The organism is Streptomyces sp. NPDC041968 (assembly GCF_055589025.1).
Genome location: NZ_JBVJCB010000007.1, coordinates 250,617 through 263,516, shown reverse-complemented (window position 1 = coordinate 263,516; position 12,900 = coordinate 250,617). Strand labels below are relative to the sequence as shown.

10 protein-coding genes are annotated in these 12,900 nt (G+C 74.2%); 8 read left to right on the top strand and 2 right to left on the bottom strand.

The genetic code is table 11. From position 1 onward, the window contains the following. Positions 1 to 99 precede the first annotated feature (99 nt). Positions 100 to 1,296, top strand: coding sequence for a TetR/AcrR family transcriptional regulator (locus tag ACZ6EG_RS19190; RefSeq protein ID WP_391972350.1), 1,197 nt, complete (start codon positions 100 to 102; stop codon positions 1,294 to 1,296). Between the two features lie 159 nt (positions 1,297 to 1,455). On the opposite strand, the gene ACZ6EG_RS19185 is transcribed toward ACZ6EG_RS19190, so the two are convergent. Together ACZ6EG_RS19185 and ACZ6EG_RS19180 are read right to left on the bottom strand one after the other, a co-directional pair. Next, positions 1,456 to 2,655, bottom strand: coding sequence for an oxygenase MpaB family protein (locus tag ACZ6EG_RS19185; RefSeq protein WP_356605464.1), 1,200 nt, complete (start codon positions 2,653 to 2,655; stop codon positions 1,456 to 1,458). Positions 2,656 to 2,840: 185 nt separating this feature from the next. Beyond that, positions 2,841 to 4,739 (bottom strand): CASTOR/POLLUX-related putative ion channel, encoded by a 1,899-nt coding sequence (locus ACZ6EG_RS19180; protein ID WP_469605928.1) that lies wholly within the window; start codon positions 4,737 to 4,739, stop codon positions 2,841 to 2,843. A gap of 289 nt (positions 4,740 to 5,028) precedes the next feature. On the opposite strand from ACZ6EG_RS19180, the gene ACZ6EG_RS19175 reads away from it, so the two are divergent. The 7 genes from ACZ6EG_RS19175 (at position 5,029) to ACZ6EG_RS19145 (ending at position 12,827) form a co-directional block, all read left to right on the top strand. Then, positions 5,029 to 7,059 carry a flavin monoamine oxidase family protein gene (locus ACZ6EG_RS19175; protein WP_469605925.1) on the top strand — a complete coding sequence of 677 codons (2,031 nt, stop codon included), beginning with the start codon at positions 5,029 to 5,031 and terminating at the stop codon, positions 7,057 to 7,059. 157 nt (positions 7,060 to 7,216) lie between these two features. After that, entirely contained in the window at positions 7,217 to 8,110 is an 894-nt protein-coding gene (locus tag ACZ6EG_RS19170; RefSeq protein ID WP_391972353.1) for an NAD-dependent protein deacetylase, read from the top strand. 100 nt (positions 8,111 to 8,210) lie between these two features. Continuing rightward, on the top strand, positions 8,211 to 9,356 hold the full coding sequence (gene dgoD, locus ACZ6EG_RS19165) for a galactonate dehydratase (RefSeq protein WP_391972354.1): 1,146 nt from the start codon (positions 8,211 to 8,213) through the stop codon (positions 9,354 to 9,356). Between the two features lie 109 nt (positions 9,357 to 9,465). Next, positions 9,466 to 10,110, top strand: coding sequence for a bifunctional 4-hydroxy-2-oxoglutarate aldolase/2-dehydro-3-deoxy-phosphogluconate aldolase (locus tag ACZ6EG_RS19160; protein WP_391972355.1), 645 nt, complete (start codon positions 9,466 to 9,468; stop codon positions 10,108 to 10,110). Continuing rightward, positions 10,107 to 11,060: a sugar kinase gene (locus tag ACZ6EG_RS19155; RefSeq protein WP_391972356.1), complete on the top strand. Its 954-nt coding sequence runs from the start codon at positions 10,107 to 10,109 to the stop codon at positions 11,058 to 11,060. Before ACZ6EG_RS19160 ends, ACZ6EG_RS19155 begins: the two co-directional genes overlap by 4 nt. Positions 11,061 to 11,117: 57 nt before the next feature. Beyond that, positions 11,118 to 11,834 carry a FadR/GntR family transcriptional regulator gene (locus ACZ6EG_RS19150; protein ID WP_391972357.1) on the top strand — a complete coding sequence of 239 codons (717 nt, stop codon included), beginning with the start codon at positions 11,118 to 11,120 and terminating at the stop codon, positions 11,832 to 11,834. Between the two features lie 39 nt (positions 11,835 to 11,873). After that, entirely contained in the window at positions 11,874 to 12,827 is a 954-nt protein-coding gene (locus ACZ6EG_RS19145; protein ID WP_391972358.1) for an endonuclease/exonuclease/phosphatase family protein, read from the top strand. Positions 12,828 to 12,900 lie beyond the last annotated feature (73 nt).

Sequence of the window (12,900 nt, the reverse complement as noted above, 5' to 3'; positions counted from 1 at the left end):
GCACCCTCGTGACCGGCACGCGGTGGCCGTAGGGGCGTGCCCCGGGTGGTCCGTGCCGAGGGGGACGGACCGCTGACGGCGTGTGATTGACTGCTGCGCATGGCTCCCGCCTCCCCACCCGCCCGTCCCGGGGCGACCGCCGGTCCGGCCGCGGCCACGCGGCCCCGCAACCGCAAGCAGCTCATCGTCGACGCGGCGGGGCGGGTCTTCAGCGAGCGCGGCTACCACAAGGCGTCCATGGAGGAGGTCGCCGCCGGCGTGGGGATCACCGCGGCCGCTCTCTACCGGCACTTCCCCAACAAGTACGCGCTGTTCGCCGAGTGCGCCCATGTCATGGTGGACCGGCTGGTCGCCGCCCTCGACGAGGTGCCGGCCGAGGCGGCCCTGTCCGAGGTGCTCACCGCCATCACCCGGGTCGCCGTCGCGCACCGCGCTTCGGGCGGCGTGTACCGGTGGGAGGCCCGTTACCTCGACCGTGAGGACCGCCGGCGTCTCGGGGTGAAGTTCGCCCGCCTCGTCGGGCGGGTCGACGAGGCGGTCCAGCGCGAGCGCCCGCTGCCCGACGAGCGGCTGCGGGCCACGGCGGCCCTCGGTGCGATCGGTTCCATCTCGATGCACCACACGTCCATCGCCGGGCGGCGGGCCGAGAGCCTGCTGCTGGCCTCCGCGCTGCGGGTGGCGGCGACCGATCCGGTGGCCGGCCGGCCCGCCGCGCATTCCGTACGGCTGCCGGTCCGGCCGGTGCCGCGCACGCGCCGCGCGGAGATCCTCGCGGCGGCCATCCCGCTGTTCGCCCGGGACGGGTTCGCCAACGTCACCAACGGGCAGATCGCCGAGGCGGTGGGGCTGACCCCCTCCGCGCTCTACCGCCACTACCCCGGCAAGGTCGACATCCTGGCCGAGGCCTGCCTCCAGGCGGCGGGACTGCTGGCCCAGGGGGTGGAGCAGAGCCTGCACGAGGTGACCGACCCGCACGACGCCGTCGTGGCGCTGGCGGCGACGTACGTGGCCTACTGCTTCGAGTGCACCGAGCTGAACAGCGTCGCCGAGGCCGAGCTCGCCGGCGTGCCGGCAGACCTGCGGCGGCCCCTGGTCCTCGCGCAGCGCAACCACATCGCCGTCTGGGAGCAGCAGGTGCGGCTGACCCGCCCGGAACTGGATCCGCGCCAGGCCCGGGTGCTGGTGCACGCGGGGTTCGGGGTGGTGGTCGAGGCGGGGCGCAGACTGCGGTGGCGTGACAGCCCCGACCATCGTGCGGCCGTGACTGCCCTGGTCGTGGGTGCGCTGGGTGTGTGAACGCCCGTCGCGGCCAGGAGACGACGGGGCGGCGCGGGACGAGGACAGGGCGGCACGCGCGTGAGGCTCTCTCCCGTGCGAGCCACCCCGACGCCCGCCGCCGGTCCCGCCGCCGGTCCCGGTGCCGCGGGAAGGAGGCGGGTGGGCCGGACCGTCCGCTCAGCCCCGCCTGTTGCCGGTGGGGATCGTGATGGGGGTGGTCTTCCCCGAGGTCCCCTTGTTGAGGAACAGCATGGCCAGGGCGCGTACGAACTGGTCGAACATGTAGAAGGTGCCGGGCATCACGGGCGAGAGCCCTTCGCGGAACAGGATGAACGCCGGCCACGCGGTGCGGACCAGGGCCGCCGACGCGTAGTCGCGCTTCAGCCCCAGCCAGTCGCCGACGTCGTCACTGAGGACGTAGCGCACGAACTCGTTCAGGAACCCGCGCGTGACACCGAGGTCGATCTGCGCGGTCAGTCCGAGCAGTTCCTCGGCCAGCGCGATGCCCTCGGTCGACGGCGAGAGGATCGGGGTGAGCAGCTGCGCCGACTGCTTCTCGGCGGCCGCCCAGGTCCGGGGGATGTGCTCGTAGGGCACCCCCAGCAGGTGGACCGCGACCTGCCACGAGTGCAGGAACGCCTCCTGGTCCGCCGCCGGGTACGGAATCCTCCAGTCGAGCAGTTTCCGGTGGACGTAGGTGCCGAGGCTGTGGAAGGTGACCAGGATGTCGGCGGCGCTGATCGGTATGGTCTCGTCGGCGACGGCCCGCCAGTGCGGCGACTGCGGCAGCAGGTGACGGACCGCGGCGTGCACCACGCGGGTCTTGTTGGCGGTGACGACGAACTGGCCCCTGGGCTCGAAGGCGCCCAGCTCGGCCAGGTCGTAGCCGAAGGTGAACGTCTTGGCCGCCCGGTCCTGCATGTCGGCGCCGCCCGCCGACCAGTAGACGCTCTTGGCCTCGCGCGGGATCACGGTGCTCATGATGCCGCTGCCGAGGCCGTACAGCATGAAGAGGTACGTGTCCCTGCGCCGGTTGAAGTCGGCGGCGCGGGCCAGTTTGACGGGGTCCGCCCACGAGGGCAGCCGGTTGACCTGCCGCAGGTACGCGGTGAACTCGGCCGGCAGGCCCCCCGGCAGCGGGTCGTCGTTGTTCACCCAGGACGCCCACGCGGTGTTGATCGCCGGCACGTGTCCCTTGTCGAGCATCGAGGCCATCAGCGGATCCGCCGCCTCGTCCCAGATCCACTCCGGACCGGTCCCCGCGGCGGCTCTGCCCGCCGTGCCCGTCGACGCCCACGCCTGGACGGGGTTGGTCACGCCCACGATGCCGAGTGCGACGCCGAGCGACAGGGCCTTTCGCCTGCTGAGGTTCTCCATTGACTTACCTGCTTCCCTGAGGGGACAGATGGTTCCAGGTGCACTCGCAGACCTGCGATGTGCGCGTCCGAGGCGTGATGGCCCTCGCCGCACAGATGTGATTTCCGATTAACATAGCGAGGTGCGTTGCCGTCGGCAATGGTGATGACCGAGGGCTCGTCACCGACGGTTCGCGCGGCCGTCCGTCAGTCCGCGCCGATGACGACCACTTCGTCCCCGGCCGCCCAGCGGCGCCGCTCGTCCTTGGGCGGATTGATCCGCACTCCGTAGCCGGGGCTCGTCGTCGAGTCGTCCAGGCTCCGGTAGCCGATGGCGCATTCGCCGCGGCGCCGTGCCGCGGCCACCACCGTGGCGAAGGTCGTCTCGCGCCCGGTCGGCACGTAGTCCTCGGCCGGCCGCAGGCGGACCCCGGCGCCGTCCGCGGAGAACAGTTCCTCGAAGACCGCCGCCAGGTGCCGGTTCTGGGAGATCTGCGCCATGAGCAGGCCGATGAGCTTGCCGCTGATGATCACGTCGGCTCCCGGACCGATGGGGGCCAGGGGCCGGTTGCGGTCATCGATCAGCTCGGTGACCACCGGCAGTTCACGCCCGCTGGTCTCCTCCAGCCGGCGCAGCAGCAGGAGGGTGACGAGCGTGCGGTTGTCGGGGTCCTCCGACGGCTGTCCGCGGTCGGGGTCCCGGCCGAGCACGATCACGCTGTCGTAGGAGTGGACGTCCAGGCGTCGCAGGGTCTCCGGGCGGGTGATGTCGCCGTGGTGCAGCGTCAGGCTCAGGCCGGTACCGTCGCCCTCGCCGGACTCCCCCACCTGACGGCCCGTCACCTCGCCGGGTTCCGCCACCACGTCGATGACGGATCCGGGCAGGGCACGGCGGCGCAACTGGTCGACCATCAGCGGTGCCCGGCGGTTCCAGCCGAGCAGGAGGACGCGCTCGGCTCGGGCCGGCGTCGGCGGTCCGGAGGCGATCGCCGCCTCCTCGACCAGCTCCGCGCAGTCGGCCGTCCAGGCCGTGTCGTCGTCCTCGGTGATGACGACGAGCAGGTCGCCCGGGGCGAGGGACGTCTCGGGCGGCGGACTCAGCAGCGGGGTGCCCGCGCGCACCAGCCCGACCACGCTCGACGTGGGGTACGACAACAGCGCGTCACCGAACGGGCGGCCGGTCAGGGACCCCGCGCCGACCAGGTAGAACTCGTCGCCGGCGAAGTCGAGGAGTTCCTGGTGGACGAGGGAGAGCCCGGGGCGGCGGGCGGCCTGGACGATCAGCCGGGCGGTGACGGTGTCACTCTCCAGCACGATGCCGCCCGGCCCGGCGGCGAGACGGGCGGCCAGGCGGTACCGCTCGTCCCGGACGGCGGCGACGACGGGCGGACGGTGCGCCACCCCCGCCAGGGCCGCCCTGAGCGCCAGCAGCGTCCTGACCACCTCGGCGTCGGCCTCGGGCTCGTCATGCGGCAGGACCAGCACGACACCGGCCGTGGCCGGGCTGGTCAGGGGAAGCACGGCGGGGTCGGTGGGGGGACCGCTGCGGCAGATCAGCCGCGTACGGCCGACGGAGCCCAGCTTCGTGCTCAGGGCCTCCTCCATGAGGGTCTTGTCGCGGTCGGCCAGCACCGCCACCGCGGCCCGCCGCTGGTTGGCGTTGGCGGCCACCAGTTCGCTCACCACGGTGAAGACCTGCTCCGACCAGCCCAGGACCACGGCGTGCCCGTGTTCGAGCACGGTGGAACGGCCCCGGCGCAACGCGGTGAGGCGCTCCGTGAGCGCCGTCGTGACCAGGCCGACGAGCGTCGAGACGTACAGCAGGGTGACCAGCGCGAGCAGCACCGACATCATCACCCGCAGCGGCGTGCCCGTCGCCCCGCCCAGCCGCAGGGTCTCCCCGGTGAGCCGCCACACCTCCGCGAGCCGGTCCGCCGGGGACGCCGGCGCGTCGGGGTCGGTCCACACCACCACCGCGCTGGCCGGTACGACGACGGCCAGGCACAGCAAGGCCATCCAGCCGACGAGAGCGGCGGCGCCGCGGGCCAGCGTGCTGTCGAACCAGTAGCGGGCTCTGTCACCCAACGGAGTGCGCCGCTGCGCCACCCTTCCCCCTCCATCGCGTCGCACTCCCGCGGGCCGCGTCGGCCTCGCGTACGCGATGTGCCGCGCAGGCCCGCCGGAGTGCACGGCCTCGGTCACACCCGTCGCAGTGTGCGGGACCGGCCACCGCGTCCGACGGCGTTCGCGCGGCGTTCATCCCTTCGGGTTTCCCGGGACCCCTCGCGGCGGCCGACCAGCCATGACGTCAGGGCCCGCCACCGTTTAGCTCCTTCGTGTCAACGCCGGAGCGAAGGCCGGACGCCCTGGCACGGCCGCCGGTACAAAGGCCGCCATGACCGAAGATCACGCAGCGATGCGTTCAGACGGCGGCGTCTCCCGTAGGAGCTTCGCGGCGGTGGCCGGCGCGGCCACCGCGGCCACTGCCCTGACCGGCGGCGTCGCCGCGGCCCGGCCCGCACCGGCCGCACCGGCCGTCGGTGCCGCCCCCGCAGCGCCCGCCGTCCCTGCCGCCGGACGGGAGACCGACTTCGACCGGTGCCTGGCCGTCGCCCGCGCACTGCTCGTACTGGACGCCGACGACCGCCCGCTGGTCCCGCGCTACCGGAGCGTCCTCCAGAAGGGGCTGCCCGCTCAGCGGCGGACCCGACCGAAGAACGTCCTGGTCGTCGGGGCCGGCCCGGCCGGACTGGTGGCCGCCTGGCTGCTGCGGAACGCGGGCCACCGGGTGACGGTGCTGGAGGCCAACGGCAACCGGGCGGGCGGGCGCGTCAAGACCTTCCGCAGCGGGGGTCACGAGCGCGCCGAGCAGCCCTTCGCCGACCCCCGCCAGTACGCCGAGGCGGGCGCGATGCGCATCCCGGGCAGCCATCCCCTGGTGATGGAGCTGATCGACAGGTTCGGCCTGGAGAAGCGGCGCTTCCACTACGTCGACGTCGACAGCGAGGGACGTCCCGCCCACCGCACCTGGATCCACGTCAACGGCATCCGGGTCCGGCGCGCCGACTACGCCCGTGCGCCCCGGCGCGTGAACCGGTCCTTCGGCGTCCCCAAGGCACACTGGGACACCCCCGCCGCCGCCATCCTGCGCTCCGCGCTGGACCCGGTGCGCGACGAGTTCAGTCACCTGGACCGCGACGGGAAGCGGGTCGACAAGCCGCTGCCGGAGCGGCTGCGGGGCTGGGCCCGGGTGGTGCAGCGGTTCGGCGACTGGTCGATGTTCCGCTTCCTGACCGAGGAGGCCGGCCTGGACGAGCGGACCATCGACCTGATCGGCACCCTGGAGAACCTCACCTCACGCCTCCCCCTGTCCTTCATCCACAGCTTCATCGGCTCCTCCCTCATCAGCCCCGACACCCCCTTCTACGAGCTGGAGGGCGGCACGGCCGTACTGCCGGACGCCCTGCTGGAACGGGTGCGCAAGGACGTGCGCTTCGACCGCCGGGTCACGCGCATCCAGTACCACCACCCCGACCGCCCTTCGCCGGACGCCGGCCACGTCCGGGCCAAGGGGCCGCACGTGTGGGTGGACACGGTCTCCGAGGGCCGCGGCGGCCCCGTCGTGCGCGAGCAGTTCACCGCGGACGTCGCCGTGGTCACGGTGCCGTTCTCCGGGCTGCGCCACGTCCAGATCGACCCGCCGATGTCGTACGGCAAGCGGCGGGCGGTGTGCGAACTGCACTACGACAGCGCGACGAAGGTCCTCCTGGAGTTCAGCCGTCGCTGGTGGGAGTTCGACGAGGCCGACTGGAAACGGGAGCTGCGGGCCGTCGACCCGGGTCTGTACGACGCCTACCGCACCGGTCGCGCCGCCGACGACGGCAGTCTGCTCGGCGCCCATCCGTCCGTGCCCTCCGGGCACATCACCGCGGGTCAGCGCACCCACTACGCCGCCAACCGCTCGATCACGCGCGAGCAGCCGGAGGCGGTCGACGTCGTGGGCGGCGGCTCGGTGTCGGACAACGCCAACCGGTTCATGTTCCACCCCTCCCATCCGGTCCCCGGCAGCGCGGGCGGCGTGGTCCTGGCCTCGTACAGCTGGGCGGACGACGCCCTGCGCTGGGACTCCCTGGACGACGACGCCCGGTACCCGCACGCGCTGTGCGGCCTCCAGCAGGTCTACGGCCGCCGCATCGAGGTCTTCTACACGGGCGCGGGCCGCACCCAGAGCTGGCTGCGCGACCCCTACGCCTACGGGGAGGCGTCCGTGCTCCTGCCCGGTCAGCACACGGAACTGCTGCCCGCCATCCCCGCCCGCGAAGGACCGTTGCACTTCGCCGGGGACCACACGTCGGTCAAGCCGGCCTGGATCGAGGGGGCCGTGGAGTCCGCCGTGCGCGCCGCGTGGGAGATCCACACCGCATGAGCCGAGCGGCGTCCGTCCGGGGCCGTACGGCCCCGGACGGACGCCGCCTGGGCCGCCCCGGCGACCGCCACCGGGCCGCGCGGGCGCCCCGCGCACGACAGGGCGTCGGCAGGGCGACCGCGGAAGCGGGTGGCGGCCCGTTCCGTACCCTGGGTGCATGCGCATGCGTCCCACCTTGAGCTGGACCCCGACGGAGGGCCTGCCGCCGGGCACCGCGGACCTGGAACCGGTCGTCGAGGCGCTGGGCGCCGGGGGCGTGCTCGTGCTCAGCGGGGCGGGGATCTCCACGGAGTCGGGCATCCCCGACTACCGGGGAGAGGGCGGCAGCCTGAGCAGGCACACCCCGATGACCTACCAGGACTTCACGGCCGGCGCCCAGGCCCGGCGCCGGTACTGGGCCCGCAGCCACCTCGGCTGGCGCACCTTCGGCCGCGCCCGCCCCAACGCCGGGCACCGGGCCGTGGCCGCGTTCGAGCGGCACGGCCTGCTCGGCGGGGTGATCACGCAGAACGTGGACGGTCTGCACCAGGCCGCCGGCGGCGAGGACGTCGTGGAACTGCACGGAAGCCTGGACCGGGTCGTCTGCCTCTCCTGCGGCGCCCTCAGCCCGCGCCGCGAACTGGCCCGGCGACTGGAGGAGGCCAACGCCGGCTTCGCACCGGTGGCCGCCGGCATCAATCCCGACGGTGACGCCGACCTGAGCGACGAGCAGGTCGGGGACTTCCGTGTGGTGCCCTGCGCGCGCTGCGGCGGCGTCCTCAAGCCGGACGTGGTGTTCTTCGGCGAGGCCGTTCCCGCGGCGAGGGTCGAGCACTGCCGGGCCCTGGTCCGCCAGGCCACCTCGCTGCTGGTCCTGGGCTCCTCGCTGACGGTCATGTCCGGGCTCCGCTTCGTCCGCCAGGCGGCGCAGGCCGGGAAGCCCGTGCTGATCGTCAACCAGGACCCGACCCGGGGCGACGGCCACGCCCTCACCCGCGTCGCGCTCCCGCTGGGCGCAGCCCTCACCACCGTGGCCGACCGACTGGGCGTCCCCGTCGACCCGGCGGCGTAGCCCGGGCCCGGGCGGCAGACGACCCCTTGGCAAGACTCATTAATTAACATTTAATCGGGGCGCCTGATCGTTCCTCTCCCGACCCGGCTCAGGAGCCCCCATGAGGATCACCCGCGTCGAGACCTTCGCCGTCCCGCCCCGGTGGCTGCTGTGCCGGGTCGAGACCGACGAGGGGATCGTCGGCTGGGGCGAGCCGGTCGTCGAGGGCCGGGCGGCCACCGTACGCACCGCGGTGCACGAACTGGCGGAACTCCTCGTCGGACAGGACCCGTCGCGCATCGAGGACCACTGGCAGGTCATGACGAAGGGCTCGTTCTACCGGGGCGGGCCGGTGCTCTCCAGCGCCGTCGCGGGACTCGACCAGGCCCTGTGGGACATCGCGGGGAAGCGGTTCGGCGCGCCGGTCCACGTGCTGCTCGGCGGCCCGGTGCGCGACCGCGTCCGCGCCTACAGCTGGGTGGGCGGCGACGAGCCCGGCGAGGTGGCGGACGCCGTCGCGGCACAGGTGGAGGCCGGCTTCACTGCGGTCAAGATGAACGCGAGCGGCAGGATGAACCGGCTGGCCACCACGCGCGACATCGACGACCTCGTGGGGCGGGCCGCCGCGGCACGCGAGGTACTGGGACCCGACCGGGACTTCGCCCTCGACCTCCACGGCCGCTTCACGGTCGCCAACGCGCGCAAGGTGCTGCCGCACCTGGCCCCCTTCAACCCGCTCTTCGCCGAGGAACCGGTGCTTCCGGAGTACACCCACCTGCTGGGGGACCTGGTGGCCGGCTCCCCGGTCCCGGTCGCCACCGGCGAGCGCCTCTACTCCCGTACCGACGTGCTGCCCGCCCTCCAGGCCGGGGTCGCCGTCCTCCAGCCCGACCTCTCCCACGCGGGCGGGATCTCCGAGGTGCGCCGGATCGCCGCGCTCGCGGAGACCTTCGACGTACCCGTCGCCCCGCACTGCCCGCTGGGGCCGGTGTCGCTCGCCGCCAGCCTGCAGATCGCCTTCAGCACCCCCAACTTCCTCATCCAGGAGCAGAGCATCGGCATCCACTACAACCGGGGTGCCGAAGTGCTCGACTACGTCGTCGACCCCGAGGTGTTCCGCTTCCACGACGGCTGCTTCCTGCGCCCCACCGCGCCGGGCCTGGGCGTCGAGGTCGACGAGCGGGCCGTGCGGGCGGCCGACGGCAGCGCCCCCGACTGGCGGGGGCCGGTGTGGCGGCACCCGGACGGCTCGTTCGCCGAATGGTGACGGCCCCCGTCCCGTCGTACGCCCACCCGACCGTCCTGCCGCACCCGGTTGCTCGTTCGCACCCGGCCGTCCTCCCGCACCACACCGTCCCCCCGCACCGGAGCCCCTCATGGACCTCACCGACTTCACCGCCCGTCTGAGCCGCGACCGGCTCGCCGCCATCGTGCGCGGTCGCTCGGCGGACGCCGCCCTGCGCACCGTGCTGACGCTCGTCGAGGAGGGGGTCGGCCTCGTCGAGGTCTCCCTCACCACCGACGACGCCTGCGGCGTGATCGCCCGGGCGGCCCGCACGGTCGGCGACGACGCGTTCGTCGGGGCCGGCACCGTCGTCACCCGGGACGACCTGCTGCGCGCCCGGGACGCCGGCGCGACCTGGGTGGTCACCCCCGCCGGCGGCGAGGCGGTCACCGCCGCCGTGCAGGAGCGGCTGCCCGTCCTGGCGGGCGCCCTGACCCCCACCGAGGCCGTCGCCGTCATGGCCGCGGGAGCCACCGCGGTGAAGCTCTTCCCCGCCTCGTCCGCAGGGCCCGCCTACCTCAGGGCCCTGCGCGACCCGTTCCCCGACATGCCGCTGGTGCCCGTCGGCGGGGTCGACGCGGACCTCGCGGCGGAGTACCTCGCGGCCGGCGCCCTCGCGGTCGGCGTCGGGTCGCCGCTGGTCGGCGACGCCGCGCACGGCGGGGACCTGGACCTGCTCCGCGACCGGGCCCGCCGGTTCCGCTCGGTGTGCGGTGGACAGGAGCCGGGCGCATGAGGGCCGACGTCCTGACCTTCGGCGAGACGATGCTGTCCCTGCAGACCGAGGGCCCGCTGACCACCGGGAGCCCGGCCCGCACGGCGGTGGCCGGCGCGGAGTCCAACGTCGCCGTCGGCCTGGCCCGCCTGGGCCACCGCGTCTCCTGGGCGGGCCGGCTGGGCGCCGACGAACCGGCCCGCCTCGTCCTGCGGACCCTGCGCGGCGAGGGTGTCGACGTACGGCACGCCACCACCGACCCCGAGGCCCCCACGGGCGCCCTGATGCGCGAGCGCCTCGCGGGCGACGTCACGCGCGTGCACTACTGGCGCACCGGATCGGCCGCCTCGCGTCAGCGGCCCGAGCACCTGGCCGCCGCGCTGGCCGAGGGCGCGCGCGTCCTGCACGTCACCGGCATCACCTGCGCCCTGGGCCCCGGTCCGCTCGCGACGGTGGCCGACGCGGTCGAGTACGGGCGCGACCACGGCTGGACGGTGGTGCTGGACGTCAACCACCGGGCGCGCCTGTGGGCGGCGGAGGAGGCGGCGCGTGTCCTGCGCCGGCTGCGCGGCGGCATCGACACCGTGATCGCCTCGGACGACGAACTCCCGCTGATCGCCGGCGACGACGACGCGGACGAGGCCGCGCGGGTGGCGGAACTGCTGGCCGCCGGAGCCCGCGAAGTGGTCGTCAAACGGGGCGGCGACGGCGCCGACGCGTACGGTGCCGACGGCCGGCACCTCCACCAGCCCGCCCACCGCGTGCCGGTCGTCGACACGGTCGGTGCCGGGGACGCCTTCTGCGCCGGGTACCTCTCCGGTCTCCTGGACGGCCTGGAACCGGCCGCCCGATTGCGACGCGCGGCCACGACCGGCGCTTTCGCGGTCGCCGCTCGGGGCGACTGGGAGGGGCTGCCGCACCGCGACGAACTCGCCCTGCTCAACGCCCCGCCCGGCAGCGCCCTACGCTGAGCCCCGGCAAGCACCCGCCGGCCCTCGTCGTCCCGAGTCCACCACCAGGAGATCCGCATGGCGTCCTACTCCGGCCGAGGCGTGCACGGACAGGTCGTGCACCGGCTGGGCGCGCGCATCGTGGGGGGCGTCTTCGCCGAGGGCGAGATCCTGGACGTCGGCGCCCTCGGGGCGGAGCTGGGCGTGAGCCTGACCGTCATGCGGGAGGCGCTGAAGGTCCTGGCCGGCAAGGGGCTGACGGACGCGCGGCAGAAGCGCGGTACCTACGTCAGGGAGCGGGCCCACTGGAACCTCCTGGACGCCGACGTGATCCGCTGGCGGATGGAGACCGGTGACGGCGCCCAGTTGCTGCGCGACCTCGCCGACGTGCGTTCCGTCGTGGAGCCCGCCGCGGCGCGTCGGGCCGCCCTGCACCGGACCGACGCGGACCTGACCGCCCTGCGGGCCGCCCTGGAGGCACTGGGGCGGGCCCCGTCGGACTCCGCCGCGGTCGTCGAGGCGGACGCGGCCTTCCACCGGGCGCTGCTCGCCGCCAGCGGCAACGAACTGCTCGGCCGGATGGACCTCCTTCTCGAGCCCGGCCTCAGGGAACGCGACCGGCTGGTCCACGCGCACGGCGACGCCGACGACCCCGTGCCCAGTCACCGCGCGGTGCTCGACGCCGTCCGTGACCGGGACCCCGACCGCGCCGAGTCCGCCATGCTGGCCCTGCTCGCCAAGTCCGCCGCGGACACCGACCAGCTCCTGCCGACCGCAACCCGACCCCCTGGATGACGCGTCCTGGGATCAAGGACGAGCGGACGGGAACCGACGGTGCGGTGGATACGGGTGCGGGGCGGATCGCTCTGGACGCGGGGGCGGGTGCCCGCCGGGTTCGCGGTGGTCACGGCGGCTGTGCTGCTGTTCCACGGGCTGGTTCCCAACGCGGTGCTGGGGCTGGGCAGTCTGCTGGAGTCGTTCCTGCCGTGGCTCGGCCTCGCGGTCGTGGTGCCGCTCGCCCTCGCGCTGCTGCGCCGGTCCGCGCTCGCGCTGGTCGCCGCACTGCTCCCCGCGACCGCCTGGACGTACCTCTTCGGCGCGTCGCTCCTGCCCGCGCCCGAGCCGGACGCCGCCGACCTCGTCGTGGTGCAGCACAACGTCAGCGACGAGAACACCGACCCCGCGGGCACGGCCCGGGCCCTGGCCGACGCGGGGCCCGACCTCATCGCCCTGCAGGAGCTGGTCTCCCCCGCCCTCGGCGTCTACACCGAGACCCTGGCCGCGCGATACCCGTACCGGGCGGTGCGGGGCACGGTGGGCCTCTGGTCGAAGCACCCGCTCACCGACGTCCGGCCCCTGGACATCAAGCCGCGCGGCCTCACGCGGGAGTGGAACCGCGGACTGCGCACGGTGGTCCGCACGCCGCGCGCCGAGATCGCCGTGTACGTCGCGCACCTGCCGTCGGTCCGCGTCGGGGCCGGCGGCCTCGCGGCGTCCCTGCGCGACGAGAGCGCCGGTCTGCTGGGTGACGCCGTAGCGGCCGAGAGGCTGCGCCGGGTGATTCTGCTGGGCGACCTCAACGGCACGGTCCACGACCGTGCGCTGAAGCCGCTGACCTCACGGCTGGAGGTGGCCCGGCGGGGGGTCGCCCTCAGCTTCCCGGCCTCCTTCCCGCTGGCCCGGATCGATCAGGTCATGGCCCGTTCCGCGACCGTCGGCCACATCCGGACCCTGCCCGCCACCGGCAGCGATCACCTCCCGGTGGTCGCCCGCGTCAGGGTCGACTGAACCCTCCGTCACCTGCCGGACCGAAGCGGCACACGCCGCACGACGGGGCGTGGCGACCTCGCTCCGACCGACG